General features: G+C 67.2%; 16 protein-coding genes. 4 read left to right on the top strand and 12 right to left on the bottom strand.

What is annotated here, in order from left to right; all coding sequences use genetic code 11:
• Positions 1 to 493: 493 nt before the first annotated feature.
• A complete protein-coding gene (locus RM446_RS04180) occupies positions 494 to 745 on the top strand; it encodes a hypothetical protein (RefSeq protein WP_311543745.1) in 252 nt (83 codons plus the stop codon).
• A gap of 80 nt (positions 746 to 825) precedes the next feature.
• Here RM446_RS04180 and RM446_RS04175 read toward each other — a convergent pair whose 3' ends face one another.
• Positions 826 to 1281, bottom strand: coding sequence for a winged helix-turn-helix transcriptional regulator (locus RM446_RS04175; protein WP_311543744.1), 456 nt, complete (start codon positions 1279 to 1281; stop codon positions 826 to 828).
• A gap of 81 nt (positions 1282 to 1362) precedes the next feature.
• Here RM446_RS04175 and RM446_RS04170 point away from each other — a divergent pair, with 81 nt between their 5' ends.
• The gene (locus tag RM446_RS04170; protein ID WP_311543743.1) at positions 1363 to 2544 is read left to right on the top strand and encodes an MFS transporter; all 1182 of its coding nucleotides are present in this window, start codon (positions 1363 to 1365) and stop codon (positions 2542 to 2544) included.
• An 821-nt stretch (positions 2545 to 3365) separates the two neighbouring features.
• Here RM446_RS04170 and trxA read toward each other — a convergent pair.
• From trxA to RM446_RS04120, 10 genes are all read right to left on the bottom strand, one after another.
• Positions 3366 to 3689: a thioredoxin gene (gene trxA, locus RM446_RS04165; RefSeq protein WP_311543742.1), complete on the bottom strand. Its 324-nt coding sequence runs from the start codon at positions 3687 to 3689 to the stop codon at positions 3366 to 3368.
• 151 nt (positions 3690 to 3840) lie between these two features.
• Positions 3841 to 6477 carry an ATP-dependent chaperone ClpB gene (clpB, locus tag RM446_RS04160; protein ID WP_311543741.1) on the bottom strand — a complete coding sequence of 879 codons (2637 nt, stop codon included), beginning with the start codon at positions 6475 to 6477 and terminating at the stop codon, positions 3841 to 3843.
• The gene (locus RM446_RS04155) at positions 6468 to 6800 is read right to left on the bottom strand and encodes a chaperone modulator CbpM (protein WP_311543740.1); all 333 of its coding nucleotides are present in this window, start codon (positions 6798 to 6800) and stop codon (positions 6468 to 6470) included. Before RM446_RS04155 ends, clpB begins: the two co-directional genes overlap by 10 nt.
• Before the next feature lie 5 nt (positions 6801 to 6805).
• On the bottom strand, positions 6806 to 7726 hold the full coding sequence (locus RM446_RS04150) for a J domain-containing protein (RefSeq protein WP_311543739.1): 921 nt from the start codon (positions 7724 to 7726) through the stop codon (positions 6806 to 6808).
• Between the two features lie 7 nt (positions 7727 to 7733).
• Positions 7734 to 8318, bottom strand: a complete 585-nt coding sequence (locus RM446_RS04145; RefSeq protein WP_311543738.1) for a nucleotide exchange factor GrpE — start codon at positions 8316 to 8318, stop codon at positions 7734 to 7736.
• Positions 8319 to 8327: 9 nt separating this feature from the next.
• Positions 8328 to 10217, bottom strand: coding sequence for a molecular chaperone DnaK (dnaK, locus tag RM446_RS04140; RefSeq protein WP_311543737.1), 1890 nt, complete (start codon positions 10215 to 10217; stop codon positions 8328 to 8330).
• Between the two features lie 309 nt (positions 10218 to 10526).
• On the bottom strand, positions 10527 to 10970 hold the full coding sequence (locus RM446_RS04135) for an Hsp20/alpha crystallin family protein (protein WP_311543736.1): 444 nt from the start codon (positions 10968 to 10970) through the stop codon (positions 10527 to 10529).
• 464 nt (positions 10971 to 11434) lie between these two features.
• A complete protein-coding gene (locus tag RM446_RS04130) occupies positions 11435 to 13096 on the bottom strand; it encodes a PucR family transcriptional regulator (RefSeq protein ID WP_311543734.1) in 1662 nt (553 codons plus the stop codon).
• A gap of 188 nt (positions 13097 to 13284) precedes the next feature.
• Positions 13285 to 13752: a hypothetical protein gene (locus RM446_RS04125; protein ID WP_311543733.1), complete on the bottom strand. Its 468-nt coding sequence runs from the start codon at positions 13750 to 13752 to the stop codon at positions 13285 to 13287.
• Positions 13753 to 13880: 128 nt separating this feature from the next.
• Positions 13881 to 14849 (bottom strand): HNH endonuclease, encoded by a 969-nt coding sequence (locus RM446_RS04120; protein ID WP_311543732.1) that lies wholly within the window; start codon positions 14847 to 14849, stop codon positions 13881 to 13883.
• A 403-nt stretch (positions 14850 to 15252) separates the two neighbouring features.
• On the opposite strand from RM446_RS04120, the gene RM446_RS04115 reads away from it, so the two are divergent.
• The gene (locus tag RM446_RS04115; protein ID WP_449657172.1) at positions 15253 to 17631 is read left to right on the top strand and encodes an RHS repeat domain-containing protein; all 2379 of its coding nucleotides are present in this window, start codon (positions 15253 to 15255) and stop codon (positions 17629 to 17631) included.
• Positions 17632 to 18482: 851 nt separating this feature from the next.
• Here RM446_RS04115 and RM446_RS04110 read toward each other — a convergent pair.
• Positions 18483 to 19478: a YobI family P-loop NTPase gene (locus RM446_RS04110; protein WP_311543730.1), complete on the bottom strand. Its 996-nt coding sequence runs from the start codon at positions 19476 to 19478 to the stop codon at positions 18483 to 18485.
• 816 nt (positions 19479 to 20294) lie between these two features.
• Here RM446_RS04110 and RM446_RS04105 point away from each other — a divergent pair.
• Complete coding sequence (locus RM446_RS04105; protein ID WP_311543729.1) at positions 20295 to 20564, top strand: hypothetical protein; 270 nt, start codon at positions 20295 to 20297, stop codon at positions 20562 to 20564.
• Positions 20565 to 20585: the final 21 nt, after the last annotated feature.

Raw genomic sequence — 20585 nt, 5'->3', positions numbered from 1 at the left:
GACGGTGGTTGCCGGGTGATGTCAGGGCTAAGGTGTCGGCTGCCGTCTGCCACAGCCCGGTTGGGATCCCGCGCGATTGCGCTGACGCCGCCGGTGCGAACGCTGGCGAAGGCGTGTGTACCCGATGCCGTTCTCGAGCCTCCGTCGGCGGGTGGCGTCATCGCCACCCTGACCACCGCTCAGCCTGCGCGATGCGCTAGCCCGTTCGGCGACGGCCGGGCTTCCGCCCGTGTCGCCGACCTCGCTGAAATGGCCGCAGCCGACTGCGTTGCGGTCGAGCACAAGCACGCCCTCACACCTCAGGGGAGTGGACGAGGCCGTTGATCGCCCTCAATGGCGGTGCAACGGCCCGGATGGACGCTTTCCGGCCCTCCAGGGGGCGGCCGCGCCGCCCCCTGGAGGGCCGGACCTGCTCCTGATACTCCGCTCGGCAGCCGCGGCCACCCTCGGTCCGTGAGCGCACTATCCCTCGGTGACCGCGGCCTCCACGGATATGAGGATTGAGGGCGCCAGCAAGACGTCAGCTCTGCTTCATTTCCGGCCCGTCAACGACCGTCTCGGACCCGGCTACACCTGGATCCCGCGCTACGCGGCCTTGATCGGGCACTACGGCCACCGCGACGGGCCCAGCGTGGACGAGTTGGAGCGGCTCATCAGCCACAGCTTCGACGATTTCTTGCTGCTCATGCCCGGAAGAACCGCGAGTGAGATCGTGCTGCTGGGTATTGGGCGGCAGGAGTGTTGAAAGTGGCACCGGCTCGAGGCTGGCCGAGCCGCGTGGGTATTGACGTGGTCCCCTTGGAAGCGAAGTGCAGTGTCGGGCGTTCAGTCCTCCCGCAGGACAGCGGTCGTATTGACATTCGCGGTGGAGCCGTGGCTGTCGGTGGGGCGTAGCTCGGCCATCGGGAGCCCGCTGTCGCCGACGAGGACAGAGTGGGCCTCACCTGGGGCGAACGCATGTCGCTCACCCCACTGGCGCATCGCCACGATGAGGGTGAAGAGGTCGCGTCCAGCGTCGGTAAGTACGTAGAGCTGTCGACGTCCCGAGGGCGCCGTCTGTCGTTTGAGGATGCCGCGCTCGACCAAGCGCCGGAGGCGGTCGCTGAGGATGTTGCGTGCGATTCCGGTGCGGTGCTGAAAGTCACCGAACGATCGCGCGCCGTCCATCGCGTCGCGCACGATCAGCAGGCTCCACCGTTCTCCGACTAGGTCGAGCGTGCGCGCGACCGGGCATGGAGGGTCGGTCCAGTCCATGTCGCCGCAACGGGCGGTGTGGGTCATCGCGCCTCCTGGTGAGTTGCGGATTGAAACCATTCTGCCTTACCGTCAATCGGTTGCAATCTGCTACTGATTGGAGGGGTCGTGAGTCTCACGTTCGGCCGGAGGATGCTGCTCGCAACGATCTGCTCGGTCGCCGTTGCGACGATCTACGTGGCGCAGCCCGTACTCGTTCAGATTGGTCGCGACCTCGGGGTGCCGGAAGCCGACCTGGGATGGATCGTGGCAACCGGGCAGGTCGGCTATCTGATCGGCCTGGCCTTGCTCGTGCCTCTGGGAGACATGCTCGATCGGCGCAAGCTCATCGCTGGCCAACTGCTCCTCGCCGCAGCCGCCATGATGGTGGCGGCGGCCGCGACCCGGCTCTGGCTCCTGCTTGCCGGACTCGCCGTCGCTGGCCTGTTCGCGGTCGTAGTCCAGACCGCTGTCGCGTTCGCCGCCGACCTCGCGACAGCAGCGGATCGGGGCCGCACGCTCGGAGCCGTCACCTCCGGGGTCATCATCGGCATTCTCGGAGCGCGCGTGTTCGCGGGAGGTCTCGCTGCGCTCTGGGGATGGCGAAGCGTCTACCTAGCGCTGGCCGTGCTCCTCATCGTGCTCAGCCTCCTCGTCCTGAGGCTGCTGTCGGCGGAGCATCGCAGCGTTCAGGCGACATACGGCCAGGTGCTGGGCTCACTCGGGCGTCTCTTCCGCGAGCCTCTGTTCGTTTCGCGCGGGCTGATCGCGTTCTTCCTGTTCGCTTCCTTCGGCGCGCTCTGGAGCGGGCTGGCGCTTCCGCTTGCAGCCGAACCGTGGCACCTGAGCACAGCGCAGATCGGCCTCTTCGGAGTCGCCGGACTCGCCGGCGCCCTGGGGGCTGCACGAGCGGGGCGATGGGCTGACGCCGGTCACGCCCAACTCGTCACGGTAGGCGCACTCGTACTGCTAGCCGCGTCCTGGCTGGCATCCGGACAGGCGACCTGGTCGCTCTGGTTGGTCGCCGTCGGTGTCCTAGCCCTCGACTTCGCTGTCCAGGCGGTGCACGTCAGCAATCAGCACTTGCTCACCGAGGCCTACCCGCACCAGACGAGCAGCGCCATCGGCGGCTATATGCTGTTCTATTCGCTTGGTTCCTCCCTCGGGGCAACCGCCACCACCGCGGTGTACTCCGCTGCGGGGTGGACGGGATCCGCCGTTCTCGGGGGCGCCTTTGCCCTCTGCGGACTCCTCATCTGGGCCGTCAGCCGGCGCACCATCGTGCAGGCGCGACCGGACGTCCTCGCGTGATCACGGCTCGTCCCGATCCGCTTCGACCGGGTGTCGGTGTAGTCCTCGTCCAAGGGGGTGATGAGTGCGGGTTGCCGGCTAAGGGGGCGTCGGCGAAGGCGTCTACGGTGCAGAAGGGCGGCATGGGCCTTGATTGGCTGGGTCCGGCCGACGTGCCGGAGCGGAGTTGAGATCGGGCACGGCCTGGTTCGTCGTTGCCGGGCTCGGTGGCACGTGCCCTGTGCGCGCGTGTGCGGCGCTACGTGCCGCTGCGGCGGCCGAATCCGGCGTGCCGGATCAGCCAGCGCCCGGTCGGTTCGGGATCGTGCCGTGAACCTCCGCGCAAGAGTCCGGGAGCCGTTGTCTCGCTGACCTGCGGCTTCGACACGGTGCCGCAATAAGAGCACACGTGGAGCACACGCGGCCCGAATCTCGGAGGTGAGTGGCTGCGTTCAAGCCGCTCACCTGCGATGATGGGCGCACCTGGCAGGATTCGAACCTGCGACCTACGGATTAGAAGTTATCTGATTTGGTTCCGACCGCTCCCGAATAGTGCCGCTACCTGCCATTTAATCGACCGGATCTCCGCCGTCAATGCCGCAATGTGACGCCGTGTACTGTCCGCGCCCGTGACCGCCGAGCGACGATGGAGCACACGCGCGCTTGCTAATGGATTTCCAGTTGATATGGCGGCCTTTTGTATTGAACGAGAATGAGCAGGTGCCTTCCAGGCGATTGAGCTCGATGTTGCAGGATGGCAACGCTCTACACCGACGACTGCAAAGCGGCCAACGCGGTGACGGGTCGGCCGAACGGCCCGTCCGAAGGCCGCGATCCGCCGCTCACTGGGAGGCGGTCGCGTTGGCGACCCACTCGCGCAGGGCCCGCTTGGGCAACGCTCCGACCTGGCGCGACGCCTCTCGCCCGCTCTTCAGCAGCACCAGGGTCGGGATGGAATAGGCGTCGAAGCGCTCGGCCACACCGCGCGCCGCGTCTACATTGACCTTGACCAGTTTGAGGTGGCCGGCCTGTTCCGCGGCCACCTCCTCCAGCGCGGGACTGACCTGCCGGCACGGCCCACACCAGGGCGCCCACAGGTCCACCAGGACATACATCGACGCCTGGTCGGCGATCTCGGCGAAGTCGGCGTCTCCGGCCTCCACCACCCACGGGAGCGGGCTGTGGCACGCCCCACAGCGGGGTGTTCCCTGCTCATCCGGGGGAATCCGGTTCTTCGTCCCGCATTGCGGGCATGTCGTCGGCGGCGTCGTCATCGCCCCCTTTCCTTCGTCCCTGCGCCGTCCTCGGCGCGGGGACTTAGGCCGCGGCCTCCCGCGGCGCGCGCGTACCGGCGGGCTCAACCGCGACGGCGCCGTCGCGCACCCCGATCCGCAGGGTGTCCCCGTCGCTGACCTCTCCCGCCACCAGCGCCCGACCGATCCGGGTCTCGACTTCGTGGGCGATGAACCGGCGCAGCGGCCGCGCCCCGTAGACCGGGTCGAACCCTTCGCGGGCCACCAGCCTGGCGGCCTCCTCGGTCAGTTCGAGCGCTATTCGGCGCTCGGCGAGGCGCTCGCGCAGCCCGTCGAACTGCAGGCCGACGATGCGCTCGATCTGTTCCATACCCAGTGGGGCGAAGAGCACGACGTCATCGATCCGGTTCAGGAACTCGGGCCGGAAATGCGCCCGCAGATCGGCCATGACCAGTTCGTGCGCCTCCGGTGTGATACGCCCGTCGGGAGTGACCCCGTCGAGCAGGTGCACGGAGCCGATGTTCGAGGTCATGATGATCACGGTGTTGCGGAAGTCGACAGTGCGGCCTTGGGCGTCGGTGATCCGGCCGTCGTCCAGCACCTGGAGCAACGTGTTGAACACGTCGTTGTGCGCTTTCTCGATCTCGTCGAACAGCAGCACGGAGTAGGGCTTGCGGCGCACGGCTTCGGTGAGCTGTCCGCCCTCCTCGAAGCCGACGTAGCCGGGTGGGGCGCCGAGCATCCGGCTCACGGCGTGGCGCTCCTGGTACTCGCTCATGTCCAGCCGGATCATGTTGTCCTCGGTGTCGAACAGGGCCGCAGCGAGCGTCTTGGCCAGTTCCGTCTTCCCGACTCCGGTGGGGCCGAGGAAGACGAAGGAACCGATCGGTCGCCGCGGGTCGCGGATACCCGAGCGAGACCGGATGATGGCGTCGGCCACAAGTTGAACGGCCTCGTCTTGTCCTACAACCCGCTGACGCAGGATCTCATCGAGGCGGAGCAGCTTCTCGCGTTCGCCCTCCTGGATCCGGGCCACCGGGATTCCGGTCCACTGGGCGACGATGTCGGCGATTTCGCCCTCGGTGACGAGCTCCCGCAGCAGGGGGCTCTGCCCCTGCTTGGCCGTAAGCTGCTCCTCCTCGCCGGCCAGGCGCCGCTCGAGTTCGCCCAGCCGACCGTAGCGCAGCTCCGCGGCGCGGTTAAGGTCGTAGGATCGCTCGGCCTCCTCCGCCTCGTGGCGGACCTGTTCGAGCTCTCCGCGGAGCTCTTGGACGCGTCGGATGGCCCGGCGCTCGGCCTCCCACTGAGCGTGGGCGGCGTCGACCTCGGCGCGCAGGTCGGCCATCTCTCGCCGCAGCTCGTCCAGGCGGGTGCGGCTGCCGGGGTCGGTCTCCTTCGACAGCGCCGCCTCCTCGATCTCCAGCCGGGTCAGCCGGCGGGTCATCTCGTCGAGTTCGGCCGGCATGGAGTCGATCTCGGTGCGCATCCGCGCGCACGCCTCGTCGACCAGGTCGATCGCCTTGTCCGGCAGGAACCGGTCGGAGATGTAGCGGTGGCTCAGTGTCGCGGCGGCGACAAGCGCGTTGTCCTGGATCTTCACGCCGTGGTAGACCTCGAAGCGCTCGCGCAGCCCGCGCAGGATCGACACGGTGTCCTCGACGCTGGGCTCGTCGACCAGGACGATCTGGAAGCGCCGCTCCAGGGCGGCGTCGGTCTCGATGCGCTTGCGGTACTCGTCGAGGGTCGTCGCGCCGATCATGTGCAGCTCGCCGCGCGCAAGCATCGGCTTGAGCATGTTGCCGGCGTCCATCGCGCCTTCGGCGGCGCCGGCGCCCACGACGTTGTGCAGCTCGTCGACGAAGAGCAGAATCCTTCCCTCGGCGGCCTTCACCTCGGACAGGACCGCGTTGAGCCGCTCCTCGAACTCGCCCCGGTACTTGGCCCCGGCCACCAGCGAAGCTATGTCCAGTGCGAATATCGTGCGGTCGCGCAGACCTTCGGGAACGTCGCCACGGACGATCCGCTGGGCCAGCCCTTCGGCGATCGCCGTCTTGCCGACACCGGGATCGCCGATGAGGACCGGGTTGTTCTTGGACTTGCGACTCAGGATCTGGACGACCCGCCGGATCTCGGCATCCCGGCCGATCACGGGGTCCAGCGCACCGCCGCGAGCCTCCTCGACCAGGTCGCGGCCGTACTTCTCCAGGGCCTCATAGGCGGACTCGGGAGTGGCCGAGGTCACCCGCTGGCTGCCTCGGACCTGGGTCAGCGCCGCGAGGAACCCCTCTCGTCCGGCGCCGTGCTCGTTGAGCCGCCGACCCGCCGGCGAGGACGAGCCCTCTTCCAGCAGGGCGAGCACCAGGTGCTCGACGGAGACGTACTCGTCCTTGAGGCGGGCGGCCTCGCGCTCCGCCGCCTCTAGCAGCCGTGCCAGCCGCCGCGTTACCGAAACCTGGCCTGGCTCGGCCCCGGGCCCGGTGGAGCGCGGCAGCCGGGCCAGATCGGCCTCGACGCCGGAGCGCAGCGCCGCGACATCGACGCCGGAGGACTCAAGCAATCGCGGCACCAGCCCATCGGTCTGGTCCAGGAGGGCGAGCAGCAGGTGCTCCCCGTCGGCTTGGACGTGCCCGGAGCGCTCCGCGCGCGTCTGGGCCTGCTGCAGGGCCTCCTGGGACTTCTGGGTCAGGCGGTTCACATCCATGGCCCTCTACCTTCCCGCGCGTGGTGCAACTCGGCTTCGAGCAGGTCGATGCGCTCTAGTAGGTCCAGTACAAGTCCGAGCGCCGCGTAGTTGAGCGACAGGTCGCGGCGCAGGCGCAGGATGCGGGCGACCCTCAGTGGCACGTCGGTGCCGAACCGGAGTTCGCCCGCTTGGTCGCGGTCGGCGTCGACCAGGCTCAGCACCACGAATCGGCGCAGGGTCTGCGGGTGCAGACCGCACAGCCGCGCGGCGTCGTCGAGACTGAGCCCGCGCGGCCGGGCCAGCGGGTAGGTCTTCGGAATCGGGCCGGGTGCTGCAGCCATTCCCCTCACCTCCTCGGGTCGAAGTCCGAGGCCGCCGCCAACTCCTCGAACAGCGCGCGCTCACGGGGAGCGAGCGTGGGCGGCACCATGATCCGGACCTTCGCGTAGAGGTCGCCCGGAGTCCCCTTCGGGTTGAGCATTCCTTCGCCGCGCAGCCGCAGGCGCTGCCCGCTGGAGGTGCCCGGCACCACCCGCACCTTGGTCTCCCCACCCGGGGTGGTGAGCGGCACGGTGGCGCCGAGCGCCGCCTCCCAGGGCGCGACGCGCAGGTCCACATGGATGTCGCGGCCGACCAGCCGATAGCGAGGGTGCGGCGCGATTCGCACGGTGAAGTACAGGTCGCCGGGTGGCCCTCCTCCTTCGCCCTGCGCGCCCTGTCCGGCCAGCCGGATGCGCTGGTCCTCCACCACCCCCGCTGGGATGGTGACGTCGTACTCGCGCGGCCCTTGCGGACCCGACAGGGTTATGTGGCGGGTCCCGCCCCGGTAAGCTTCCTCGACGCTCAGCTCCAGATCGGCCTGTTGGTCGGCGCCGCGTAGGGGACCGCCGGCCCGCCTGCCACCGAACAGGCTGCCGAACAGGTCCTCGAAGTCGAACCCGGCCTCGTCGAAATCCGGCCGCGTCTCCGCTCGGTTCCACCACCGGCGCTGCTGCCCTGCGTCCCCTCCGGCCCGCGCGTATACGCCGGGGTCGACATCTTCGGGCACCCGCTGAAAGTCCGGGCCGAAGGCGTCGTAGCGCGAGCGGGTCTGCGGGTCCGATAGCACCTGGTAGGCCTCGTTGACCTCCTTGAACCGCTCCTCGGCCGAGGGGTCGGAGTTGACGTCGGGGTGGTGGCGGCGGGCCAGCCTGCGGTAGGCCTGCTGGATCTCCTCGGCGCTTGCGTTCCGGCCGACCCCCAAGACCTCGTAGTAGTCGCGTGCCATGAGCGGCTCACACCCGTTCCTCGGCTTCCGCAGCTCCCTCGGCGGTTTCGCCTGAGACGGCCACCGCCGCGGGGCGCAGCTGCTGGTCGGCTGTGCCATAGCCGGGCCGCAGCACTTCCAGCACGCGCCCAGCCGGCACCTCGGAGACCCCGCGCACCTCGACGACCTCGTGCCACAGGGGATCGAAGGGCACACCCGCTTCCCCGTAGCGCGGGTAGCCCAGGCGCGCCAGTATCCCTACCGCTTGCTCGCGGACGGCCCGCACTCCCTCGACGAAGGCCCCCTCCTGTGAGTCGGCGTGGCCGAGCGCCAGATCGAGGTTGTCGACGACGGGCAGCCATGCCTCGGCGACGCGGCCCCGTTCGGCCGCCACCGCCCTTGCGAGCTCCGTCACGTGCCGCTTGCGCAGGTTCTCCCGGTCGGCCAGTGCGCGGTGCCACCGCTCCTCCATTTCCTGCGCGCGAGCTTCGGCCTCGTTGCCCTCCTCAGGCCGGGGCGGCCCCGGTTCCGCTTCCGGTTCCGGTTCCGCGGAGGTCTGCTCCGCGGAGCGGACCTCGGGCCCCCAGCCGGGATCCGGCTGTTCGTTCGCCATGCGCGCTCCTCACCCCCGGTCGAACTCGGCGTCGATCACGTCATCGTCTGATGTCGTGTCGGCGGAGCCGTCCCTGCTCCTGGGAACCTCGGGCCCCTGGCCGCCGGGCTGCTGGCTCGTCAACGACTGAAGGACCTGCTGCAGGTCCGAAGTCAGCCCACGCGCTCGCTCCGCCGGCGCCTGCTCCTCGACGGCTTCGCGGGCCTCTCCGACGAGGATCTCCGCCCGCGCCCTCTCATGCTGCGGAGCCGCCTCGCCCAGCTCGCCGAGCCTGCGCTCCACCTGGTGGGCGGCGCTGTCCAGGGTGTTGCGGGCGTCCACAGCCTCGCGCAGCGCCCGATCCTCATCGCGGTTGCGCTCTGCTTCTTGGACCATCCGCTCGATTTCGGAACGGTCCAGATTGGAGCTCTCGCTGATGGTGATGCTCTGCTCGCGTCCGGTGTCCTTGTCCTTCGCGGTGACGTTGAGGATGCCGTTGGCGTCGATGTCGAAGGTGACTTCGATCTGGGGCTCCCCGCGCGGTGCCGACCTGATGCTCTCGAGCCGGAACCGGCCCAGGACGCGGTTGTCGGCGGCGCGCTCGCGTTCGCCTTGGAGGACGACCACGTCGACCGCGGGCTGGTTGTCGTCGGCGGTGGAGAACACTTCGCTGCGACGCACCGGGATGGTGGTGTTGCGCTCGACGATCTTGGTCATCACGCCGCCCTGCGTCTCGACACCGAGCGACAGCGGGGTGACGTCGAGCAGCACGACGTCCTCGACCTCGCCCTTGAGCACGCCCGCCTGGATAGCGGCGCCGACGGCCACCACCTCGTCCGGATTGACGCTCATGTTCGGATCCTTGCCGTTGGTGAGTTTGCGCACCAGGCTTTGGACCGCCGGGATGCGAGTGGAGCCGCCGACCAGGACGACCTCGTCGATGTCGTTGTTGGAGGCCTTGGCGTCGCTCATCGCCTGCTGGACGGGTCCCCTGCAGCGCTCCACCAGATCCTCAGTGAGCTGCTCGAACGTCGAACGCATCAGCGTGGTGGTGATGTGCTTGGGGCCCGATGCGTCCGCTGTGATAAACGGCAGGTTCACCTGCGTCTGGGTCACCGAGCTCAGCTCCACCTTCGCCTTCTCCGCAGCCTCGAAGAGCCGCTGCAGTGCTTGGGGGTCTTCGCGCAGGTCGATCCCGCTGGCCTGGCGGAACTCGGCGGCGAGGTGGTCGACCACCCTCCGATCGAAATCGTCGCCGCCCAGATGGGAGTCGCCCGCAGTGGCGCGCACCTCGACGACCCCCTCACCGACGTCGAGCAGGCTGACGTCGAAGGTCCCTCCCCCGAGGTCGAAGACGAGCACGCTCTCGTGCTCGCGCTTGTCCAACCCGTAGGCCAGGGCCGCGGCCGTCGGCTCGTTGATGATCCGCAGCACGTCGAGGCCCGCGATCTGGCCGGCGTCCTTCGTGGCGGTGCGCTGGGCGTCGTTGAAATAGGCCGGAACCGTGACGACGGCCTCTGTCACGCGTTCGCCGATCGACTTGCCCGCGTCCTCGGCGAGCTTGCGCAGGACGAGCGCGCTGATCTCCTCGGGTGAGTACTGCTTGCCGCGCACCTCGAAACGCGCCTCCCCGTTGGGCCCCTCCGCGATGTCGAAGGCCACGGCCTTGGACTCCTCGGGCACCTCGTCGTAATGGCGGCCGATGAATCGCTTCGCGGAGTAGATGGTCCCCTTCGGGTTCAAGATCGCTTGACGCCGCGCAAGCTGCCCGACGAGGCGCTCGCCCTCCTCAGTGAACGCGACCACCGAGGGGGTGGTCCGCGCGCCCTCGGCGTTGGGCAGTACGTCGGCCTCGCTCCCCTCCCATGCGGCGATCACCGAGTTCGTCGTTCCCAGGTCGATACCGACTGCTTTAGCCATGGCCTGCTCCTTCCGGACTCCGCAGGAAGCGCGCCACCACAGGCCGTACCGCGGAACGCGGGCGTACCCCCTCAGTCGCCGGGCGGCTACAACCTCCTCGTCATCGCTCTCGCGCGTGTGCTGTCCGCTGTTGACCGGCACCCGATCGGCATCGCCGGCCGCCTTCTCGTCGACTTCACTGCGATCCACGGATCGGCTCCGATGCCCTGCGGCCTGCTGGATCGCACGCGGTGGCAGGCCTGGCGCTCGCAGGAGCGGGGTCACACCCCGCCGCAGCGCATCCTGGTTGCCGCAATCACCTCAGGAGCTTCACGTCGCGGCGTGCTGCTGCGTCGGAATCCTCTGCGGCTCCGCCTGGGAACCGACCTCGACCTTGCGGGGCTTGCTCGACTCCGCCACCGGGATTCGCAGCGTCAGGACACCGTTCTCCGCGTTGGCGGTGAGCCCGCTGGCGTCGAGGTTGTCGCTGAGGAAGAGCTGACGAGTGAACACTCCGCTCGGACGTTCGTCCACGACTGCCTGGTCGCCGTCCTCACGCATCGGACGACGCTGCGCGGTTACGGTGACCACATTGTTCTCGACGGTCACGTCAATGTCATCGGAATGGATTCCGGGTACGTCGAGGGAGACTATGAACTCGTCTCCACGCCGCAACGCCTCCATCGGCATCGTCCGCGAAACGCGGGGGCCGCCCATCAACTGCTCGCTGAGGCGGTCCATCTCCCGCAGCGGTTCGAAGCGCATCAAAGTCATTGCCTGCCTCCCATAGAATTCTGGCGCGAACCGCGCGGACACGCCTGTGGTCCGCGCCGTCACCTCGCGTCGATGACGTTCAGTTCGAAAACCTGCGGCGCAGGCACGCACCGGTCCCGGCGAGCACTGCGCGCAGAACACATCGCGACTACGGCCCCCTTCGGGCCACTCGTCCCATCCGCGGCTTCACGGAACGGCGACGCTCCTCTGCAGCGTCGCAAACCGCCGTGTGGAACGCCTCCGCACGAGAAGACGAATCCGGACGTCCGGTTCCCCCCGCGAGGGCAACGCGGTGCCATCGGGGGGCGGTCCACGCGGTGCAGCGGCGGGTATCAAGCGGACGCGCACGGGCCGGCCACGACGACTACTCGGCCGCCGGCGCCACCCGCGACCGCGACCGGTTGCGGGGCCTGCTCACCCGGCCCCGCCACGCCTGGAGCGGGTGCGGGGACCGCGTGCCGACGTCACTGGGCTCCGTCGGAGTGGAGGCGCCAGATGCGTGTGGCCACGTGCAGGTTGAGCCGGTGCTCGGCGTCGCCGAGGTCGAAGCCTGAGACCTCGCGGATCCGGCGCAGCCGGTATCTGAGGGTGCTGCGATGGATTCGCAGGCCTTTGGAGCTGAGGGTGTAGTTGCCGCCGCAGTCCAGGTAATGGGCGAGGGTGCGTACCAGTTCGGTGCTGTGCGCTCCGTCGTAGCGCGCAAGGGTGCCCAGCCATTCATCGACGAAGGCGTTGACGTCACCGACGGCGTCCCGTGCGCCCAGGATGCGGTACAGGCCCAATGTCTCGTAGGTGGTGATCCCGCTCGAGTGCCGCGAGTTTCGCCGGACATCCAGGGCATGCTCGGCCTCCCAGAACGACCGGGGGAAGGATTCCGGCTCCGCGCAGGGCGCTCCGACTCCGACGGCGACGCCGCCGATCTGGCGGTCGAGCGCGTCATGGAACTTCGCGCCGTCGATCCCGGCCCCTACCAGCATGACCACGTTGGGCCCACGTTTGGCGAGGAGCGGGGCCAACTCCTGTTCGTCGGCGACCCGGGCGACAGCCGCGGCCAGCGCCGCATCGTCGTCACCGCGCAATCGGTCGATCACCACTACTCGATGCGGGACGCGCAGGTCGTGGCCGATGGCTTCGGCGCGAGAGTATGCGCTCACCTCGTCGGAGCCGCTGATGAGGTCCTCGACAAGATCGCGGCGCAACCGCAACTCCACCTCGGCGAAGCTGCGGAGGTGCGTGAGTTCGGTGGCGAGTACGAGGGAGCCCCGTTCCAGAGCGGCGATCTCCCGCCCCCCGCTCAGATGGGCCGAATCGACAAGAACGATGACCCCCAGGACTTCGTGGCGCGGCTGCGCCAGGGCGATCAGCGAACTGCCGTCCCTGACCGGGCGGCGCAGGCGCTCAGCCTCCTCGATCGCCGCCTCTCTCCGCTGCGGCGTCGCCGCCTCGGCAACCCAGGGGGAGTCCTCGTCGGACCAGGCGATCGGATCGCCGAAGCGGTTCTCGATCACGACAGGGAATCCAGTGAAGCTGCCCAGCGTCCGTGCGATCCCGCCGGCTCCCTCGCCGGCCGCCGCCGTGTCGACCAACGCCTCATAGAGCCTCTCGCGAAACTCCAGTTCTGCGTTGTGGGCGCTCAATCGCGCGTTGGCTCTCTCGTTCTCCTCGTTGAGGCGGCGGAGCCGAGCGGTGACGGCCTGCTCGCGGCGGTGGGTCTCGGTATTGGCCATGGCCGCCGCCGTCTGCTGGACAAGGAACCTCAACGGAAGCAACTGGCCCTCGGTGGGTTCCGCCGTCGAACCGACCACGAGATACCCGCGCACGTCGTCGGAGTGCCTCAGAGCGAAGGCCCGTACCCACGGGACGCCCACGCTGGAAACGGTTTCGTCCTGCCCGTCCAGCTCGGCTACTTCGGCGTCCAGCCCGGCAGCGGGCGCCCAGCGCTCATCATCGAGCGGTCGGAGGGAACCGGCGTACATCCTGTAGCCGGCAAGTGGCTGGAGCGAAGCGAACGCGTCGACTGCCCCCAGTGCCAGCCGAAGGATCTCGTCCTCATCGCGCCCGTCGAACAGCAGCGACGAGAGGAGGAACGGGTCATGAAGATCGAAGAAGATGCTTCCCCTCCACACGTCCGAGGGTACTGGCGGCCGGTGATGCCCCTAAAACCTTCCTGCCCGAAGTTCTCGACGTTCTCTTGCCCTGCTCTGCGGGAACAACACCGGCGCGTGGCGGTGGTAGCGGTCATCATTCGGTCAAGGCCCCGCCGGAAGCGCACCAGGGCTGATTCAAAGTCGGTGATCGTTCCGGTTCTCGCTGGTCAGGCGATCCCGATGAGATCGAGCGGGCGGGTGAAGCACCCGTGGGAGACCCACCGGATCGCATCGGGAGTGGTCGGGCACTTGAGCTCGGTGAGTAGTAGTGCGGCCAGGCTGCGCAGCGCGGCGAGATTGACCGGCCCGTGGCCCGTGCGGACCTTGCAGGCGTCCTCGGCGAAGGTGGTGTCGCGGACGTGGTGCAGTACCTCGATCGCCCAATGGCCGCGTACCAGCGCGCCCAAGCGGCCGGCTCCAGCCTGCTCGCCCGGGAGGCTGGTGACCGCATAAGCCAAGGTCCACGACGCCTTGCCGGTACGCAGGTCGGTGACGTGGCGGCGGATGCGCACCGCTTGAACCGCGTGGGGGAATCCGAGGCCCTCGATGCTCAGCGCCTTGACGGTGCGGGTCTCGGCCCGGCCGTGTGCGCGGTGCCGGTCGGTGTCGCCCGTGGGGGCCTGTGCCCACGGCAATCGTGTGACCTGCTCGAACAGTGTGGGTGTGGAGTAAGCCGCGCGGCGCGGTACCTGAAGGTCGTTTCCGCGCGGCTCCTCCCCGAACCGGACATGCGAGTTTCCCCGCATCCGGCTCTCCAGCGGTGCTACTGAGCGGTCGGCTGCTGATGGATATCGGCGTGGCAGCGGTCGCAGACGATCAGGGTTTTCCGTCGCCTGCTGCGCATGGCCTCGACCCATCGGGGAGCAGCCGTGGTGCTGTATCGGTCGAGGTCGGCGAGTCGCGTGACGTGGTGGACGGTGATCCCGTCGTGGGACTCGCATAGTTCGCAGATTCCGGCGGTCAACCGGGCCGTGAGTTGGCGCCCCTTCCTGGTCGGCCACGCTCCGTCGATGATCGGTCGGGCGTGTTTGCGCCGGCGGAGGGGGACGCCGCCGAACCTGGCGGTGAACACCTTGCCCGCCGGGGTGCGCTGGACCGCTTCGAAGCACCGGCGTTTCCCGAACGGGGTCTCGACGGTGCTCTTGTGGCGCTCCCGCATGGTCCAGGGCGGGCGGCGGTGCTTTGCCGCCAGGGTCGAGAACAGCGACCGTTCCATGTACTGGCGGAGCTTGTTCAGCCAGTCGATGTTCCCGGCCATCTGGAAGTACTGGACGTAGCCGCGGTACTCGGTTCCGTATGTGGCGACGATGTTGTAGTCGCTGGTGCGGATGATGTCATTGCGGATCAGGGGTTTGCCCTGTCCGCGCTGATAGGTCCGGCATCGGGTGTTGACGACCTCCGGCGGCACCCCGAGAGCGATGGATCCGTTGAGGACCCGCCGCCCTGCGGTGTGCCAGGTGTCGTCGTGTCTGGTCCAGATGTCGTAGCCGAGGAACCGCGCCTTGTGGGTGCGGGCGTGTGTGATCAAGGTCTTCTCGGTGGAGAGCCGGAGTTTCAGCTCATCGCGCAGGAACACGGCGAGCCGTTCCTTGATCTCCTCGGCTTCGGCCTTCGGGCCGACGAACCCGAGCAGGTGATCGTCGGCGTACCGGATATAGCGCAGCCGCCGGTAGCCGGGGTCGTTGACGTCGATACTCGGGATCGAGTGCTGGGTTCGGCGCAGGGACCGCACCTTGGTGCGGTCCCCTTTGCGTCTCCAGTAGCCGATCGCCGCGGTGACGTTGCCGTGTTCCCGGTTCTTGCGGCGCGTGGTGCCCCGGGTGAAGGCCGGGACCAGTTCCTCCTCTGGGCGACCGCACCAAGGTCACCAAGCCCGAAGGCGGAACCGGCACCACCACCCTCACCGACGCCCGCGGACGCACCACCGAGCTGCGCAAGCACCACGGCACCCAGCCCCAGGGCGACTACGGCGCCACCACCTACACCTACGCCAAGAACGACCAGATCGCCACGCTCACCGACCCCGAGGGCGCGAGGTGGGAGTACACCTACGACCTGCGCGGGCGCAAGACTCGGGTGGAGGACCCCCCGACACCGGCACCTCCACCTTCACCTACGACGCCGCCGACCGGCTCGTGGCCACCACCGACGCCCGCGGGCAGACGGTGCACACCACCTACGACGATCTGGGCCGCAAGAGGGAGCTGCGAGACGACTCGGCCAATGGCATCCTGCGCGCCGAATGGGTCTACGACACTCTGGAGAAGGGCCAGCTCACCTCCTCGACCCGCTACGCCGACGGCGACGCCTACACCACGAGCGTGGTCGCCTACGACGAGGTCTACCGGGTGCGCGGCAAGCGGATCACCATCCCCCAGTCGGAGGAAGGGCTGGCCGGAAGCTACCTCTACCGCACCACCTACAACCCCGACGGCAGCACCCAGGCCAGCGGATTCCCCGCCGCCGGCGGCCTCAACAGCGAAACCGTCTCCCACACCTACGACGACCTCGGCCAACCCACCGCCATCACCGGGTGGGAGACCGTCGTCAACCAGACCCTCTACTCCAAGACCGGTGACCTGGTCCAGCGCGAGTTCAGCCGCGGCACCTTCGGTGCGGAGAAGACGTGGCTGACCCGCGACTACGACGAGGCAACCGACCGGCTGTCGATGACCAGCCTGGTCCACCAGAACGGCGAGGGGTCGCTGACCACCCAGCACTACAGCTACGACGACACCGGCAACATCCTCTCCATCCGCGACGAGCCCACCGACGAGGCGCGGACCTCGGACGTGCAGTGCTTCGACTACGACTACCTGCGCCGCCTGACCGACGTGTGGACCCCCGATGCCACCGGCGAGAACGCGTGCGCGGCCGAGCCCGCCGCCGACGGCCTGGGCGGTGCGGCCCCGTACTGGACCTCCTGTACCTACGACGCCTCCGGCAACCGGGTGAGCGAGACCGACCACGCCGCCTCGGGCACGACGCTGTCGACCTACACCCCGCCGGCGGAGGGGGAGGGGCCGGCCCACGGGGTGGCCGAGGTGAGCACGACGGCTGAAGGAGCCGGGGACTCCGGCAACTCCGGGGGCGCGGCGTCCACCTCGACCTACGACTACGACGCGGCCGGGAACATGGTCTCGCGCAGCACTGGCGACCGCGACCAGGAGATGGTCTGGGATGCCGAGGGCAACCTGGCCTCGGTGCAGGGTTCGGCCGGTAGTGCGAGTTTCGTCTACGGGGCCGACGGCCAGCGGCTGATCCGCCGCCAGGGCGGTGAGTGGACGCTGTATCTGCCGGGCCAGGAGGTCACCTGGACGGCGGGGGAGGGGACGGCGGCGACCCGCTACTATTCCCACGCCGGGGGGACGGTGGCGGTGCGCGAGGACGACTCCACGCTGCATTGGTTGTTCGCCGACCACAACGGCACGTCGCAGATCGCGGTGGATGCGGAGTGGGGCTCGGTGCAGCAGCGCCGTTTCACCGCGTTCGGCCAGGCGCGCAGCAGCACCGAGGCGTGGCCGGGTGAGAAGGGGTTCGTGGGCGGGACTGTGGATGATGCGATCGGTCTGACCCGGTTGGGGGCGCGCTCCTATGACGCGGAGTTGGGCCGTTTCATTTCGGTGGATCCGCTGATGGACCACTCGGATTCGCAGATGATGCACGGTTATGCCTATGCCAACAACAGTCCGGTGAGTATGTCGGATCCGGCGGGAACGGCGCCGTGCAAGGATGACCGGGGGTGCAAGGGAAGCAATCACGGGGGCAGCGGAGGTAGTGGTGGTGGCCGCTCTGGTCACCACGGCGGCTCTGGCTCCGGCGGCGGTGGCGGTGGGTTCACCGGTGTGATCACCACGCCGGGCTGGGGCGGCGGTGGTGGCGGCGGCTACTGGGGCGGCGGCGGTTCCACCGGCGGCGGCTATTACGACGGTCCCACGGGAGGAGGCGGTGGTGGCGGATCCGGTCCCGTCTACGTCGATCCCTACGACAACGAGTCTTATAAGCCTGATCCGGTGGATGTGGCCCAGGACGACGCCAAGTCGATGCAACCAACAGGGGCCGAAGGTACAACTTCAGTCGGCGGCGGAATGCATGGTTGCGGATTTCCCCCCTACGATGGGTGCTCCACTGGCGAAAGTGACTTGAGAGACCTGCTCGATCTCGTGCTCGATTGGGGAACCGTTGCGTCTGATGTAGCGTTGTTCTTTATTGTAACTTTTAGTGCTGCGTCCCTAGGTGCAACTATAGGCGCTGGAGTTGGAACTCTGGTTCTCCCCGGAATTGGTACAGTTTCCGGAGCGCTCGGGCTAGGGATCATTTTCGGCATCGTTGGTGCTGCGATTGCTCTCAATATCATTCTCCCCAAATACGGGTATCGCTATTTCATGAGGCAACTGCACCGAATTGGGCGTTCCGGTAGCGAATCCATGGATGGCGGTGACCCGCTGGGTCCATCCTTTGTTCCGGCAATCGAAGACCGACCCGGCCCCTCTATTCCAATCTATACTGCTTAAAAGGGCACATAAATAGTTATCCGCTGGCCTGGGCGGTGGAAGGAAACTACGAAATCAGGGAGGCCCGCCGCGGCTCGCGGAGTGTTGAAGAAGGTGTGGCTCGAAACCATCAAAAAGAGGTCATTCAAGAGTAGTAGACGGACCTAGTGCGATTGGAGGGCCAATGGAAGGCGATGGCACTAGACATCGAGGGCAAGTCGCTGTGGCTCTATTTATGTTTTCCTTCTTGGTGAGTGGAGGTGCATCGCTTGCCTTTTCCGTTTATCTGTATTTTCGATCAACTCCGTTGATTATAGTATCATTGGGGATCGGTGTTGGGGTTACGCTATTTGGCCTATTCTTTCTTGTTCATCTCGCATATTTAAAGCAATCGGGGGGTGTCGATGTTTCTGGGTTGAAGTGCCTGATGTTGTTTAGTGTGGTTTCATTCTTGTGTGTTGCCTTGTTCTTCCTATCTTTTGTTTTGCTTATTTATATTAACAATTATTGGGGGGCAAGGGAGGGGCTCGGTTTCACCGAGTGGGCGTCAAGTTTTGTTTGCGGAGTTTTTAGTCCCGTTATGCTCAGTATTTCTATTCTTCGAGACTATATGCGCCTTTCTTTTCGGGTGAAATGAACCGGCGCCGCCTCGTCGGTGCACTTTCGGCGGCTCCTTCCTCCCTCTGCTGGTCTGTTAATTAGCGTCCAAGATAAAGGCGGAGATTCTCCCCGCACATCTCGGGTGCAGAGGGCGAGATCTGGGCCGGACCCATCTCTCGCGGTCGCCCCTCTATGGAACCGGTCCCGGGTGGATGAATGCGTCCCGGAGTCCGGAGTTTGTCTCGCGAGTGCGTTTGAGTCTGTGTCGGCGATCAGCGCGCGACGCGATTCCCACCGATACCCGCTATCGCCCGGTTAGGGCTCGCGGTGGTCGTGGCGGTTGCGGAGGATCTCCGGTGGAATACCGTCCGGGAAGGCCGGACAGGCGACCTCGCCATCGGGCGTGACTGCTCGTCATCTGCGCGCCGGGCGCCGGAGGCGGCGCCCCCGGCTGCTTCATCCCCGACCGGGCCGCCATCGAACTCGACGATTTCATCAAGGTATTCATCGAAGTAGGAATTGTTCTGGTTCTCCAATGTGACCTTGGTCGGTCCAGCCACTACCTCCGAGACTCGCGAATGGCGAATGCGCCATCGGCCGATCATCCAGATCGCACCGGCCATCAGTGCCAGAATCGCGAGTCCACTCCACCTGGGCCAGGCCAAGTCTTGCCCGAGTGCGGCAGGCAGCAACGAGCCGATCCTGGAAGGGACATCGGCGAGGAAGCCAATTACCCCTGCGAGGAGCGCGACGCCTGCACCTTCGCTCACGACTGTGCGCCAGCGCACGGAGGTTAGGCGGCGATAGCGCGACGCCGGCATGGACGACGGTGCCTTGCGGTACAGGAGCTGCTTTACGATCTCCTTCTGGATCGTGTTCGTCGTCGCATCCCGGTCTCCGCTCTGTGATCCCTGGCAGCCTAGCCCAAGACTTGGCACGGACACGTTGACGACTCGGTGGCGCTTCCTCCAGAGTCGCCACTTCTGCCAAAGGCGCGACTTGGTCCAAAACTTCCGTTTACCTGGAGAGTATTCGCTCAGTTTGAAGCGCCGTTCCACCTCCCCGAGGACACTGCTTTTCCCGCTCCCGTAGTGTCCGGTGACGGCGATGTTCCGTGGCCCCTGGTCAGGTGGCTTGAGCAGCGCTTGTACCAGAAGAGTGGCATGCGGGCCGTGGTGAGCCTCGTTGAACTGAGGACTCAGCGGTCGCAATGATGGAGGTGTGGGCTCTGTGGCCTGCGCGTCTTCCGACCCCTCATGTGCCGTCACGGCATCGCATACTAGTAGCAAGGCAGTACTGTTTTGATGGATGGAGACCTTTTTCATCGTGCTTCGCGGAGCTGAATTGCCAGCGCCGCACGGGAGATGTCGGTGGCCCGGTGCGGGCAGCACCGCAGGTGGCGCCAGCTCTTTGAGCTGGGCCATCGCCTGCTCGCCCGGACCGCGCAGGCGGGCGTGGGTGCGGTTGGCCTCCTTCTTCCACCCTGGCTTGCCCCTCCCACCTTGGACGGGGTGAGCACCGTCGGCGAGTACCCGGCGTATCCCTTTTCGCTCAGTCCGAGTAGGCCGGCGGCTACGATGCGCTTCGCCACGCGCCACACGCGCGGCGCAAGTGCCGTGCACTGCTCCCGGGAGGACGGCGGAGACCCACACCGGTCGCCCTTGGGATCGGCGACGACCTGCGTGTCCACGCCATGGTGGCGGTGCTTCGGGAGTAGACGTGCTGATCGGCGGCCACGCGGTCGCAGGCGATGAGCGTAAGGTCGAAAAACACGTGCCCACGCCGGTGCCCGTCGGATTGGGCGCAGCGCGTCCTCCAGGCCCGATGATCAGACCGGCTGCAGCCGGGTGGTCAACTGCACTTGCGCTGCAGGCGGTGGTGTCCGCCCCCAGAGCCGAGTTCTCCCGCGTGGATGAGTCGACACCGCGGTAATTTCTGGAGCCATGCCCTCTTTTCGCGTAACCGCCGGTGGTGTGGTCATAATCGTAGGTCTCATGGTGGATCCGGGTGACACCGCTCTTGATTCGCGTTACCCTGAAAGGCTTTTGTCCGTACGGGCGGCGCGAGAAGGAGTCCCCCCCGCGATGGCCGAACCCCCCAATGACCCCCGGATCACCGAGATCGCCCGGAAGTCCAAGAACTTCGGGCACCTGCTGGAGCACGAGCCCGAGCTTGTCCTGCTCGGCGCGCAGGCGGAGTCCTATGTCCACTCCGATCCCAACGTCGCCATGTACAAGGCCCGCCTGTTCGCGGAGGTATTGACCAAACGACTGGTCGACATACTCGGCCTCACGCCGGACGGTCCGAACCAGACCCACCGGATCAACGCGCTCAGAGGGCGTTTCGTGGGTTGATGTCCCCTTCCTCGCAGGGGC

Origin of the sequence: Streptomonospora wellingtoniae (assembly GCF_031845375.1) — a bacterium.
Taxonomy (GTDB): Bacteria; Actinomycetota; Actinomycetes; order Streptosporangiales; family Streptosporangiaceae; genus Streptomonospora; species Streptomonospora wellingtoniae.
Note: the sequence above shows the minus strand (reverse complement) of the source record. Positions and strands in the feature narration are given on the sequence as shown.

Bases quoted from the DNA above. Each gene is read 5' to 3' on its own strand.
- RM446_RS04105 (WP_311543729.1), top strand. From the start codon at position 20,295: ATGGCCGAACCCCCCAATGACCCCCGGATCACCGAGATCGCCCGGAAG.
- RM446_RS04155 (WP_311543740.1), bottom strand. From the start codon at position 6,800: ATGGCTGCAGCACCCGGCCCGATTCCGAAGACCTACCCGCTGGCCCGG.
- RM446_RS04175 (WP_311543744.1), bottom strand. From the start codon at position 1,281: ATGACCCACACCGCCCGTTGCGGCGACATGGACTGGACCGACCCTCCA.
- clpB (WP_311543741.1), bottom strand. From the start codon at position 6,477: ATGGATGTGAACCGCCTGACCCAGAAGTCCCAGGAGGCCCTGCAGCAG.
- RM446_RS04180 (WP_311543745.1), top strand. From the start codon at position 494: ATGAGGATTGAGGGCGCCAGCAAGACGTCAGCTCTGCTTCATTTCCGG.
- RM446_RS04135 (WP_311543736.1), bottom strand. From the start codon at position 10,970: ATGACTTTGATGCGCTTCGAACCGCTGCGGGAGATGGACCGCCTCAGC.
- RM446_RS04150 (WP_311543739.1), bottom strand. From the start codon at position 7,726: ATGGCACGCGACTACTACGAGGTCTTGGGGGTCGGCCGGAACGCAAGC.
- dnaK (WP_311543737.1), bottom strand. From the start codon at position 10,217: ATGGCTAAAGCAGTCGGTATCGACCTGGGAACGACGAACTCGGTGATC.
- RM446_RS04145 (WP_311543738.1), bottom strand. From the start codon at position 8,318: ATGGCGAACGAACAGCCGGATCCCGGCTGGGGGCCCGAGGTCCGCTCC.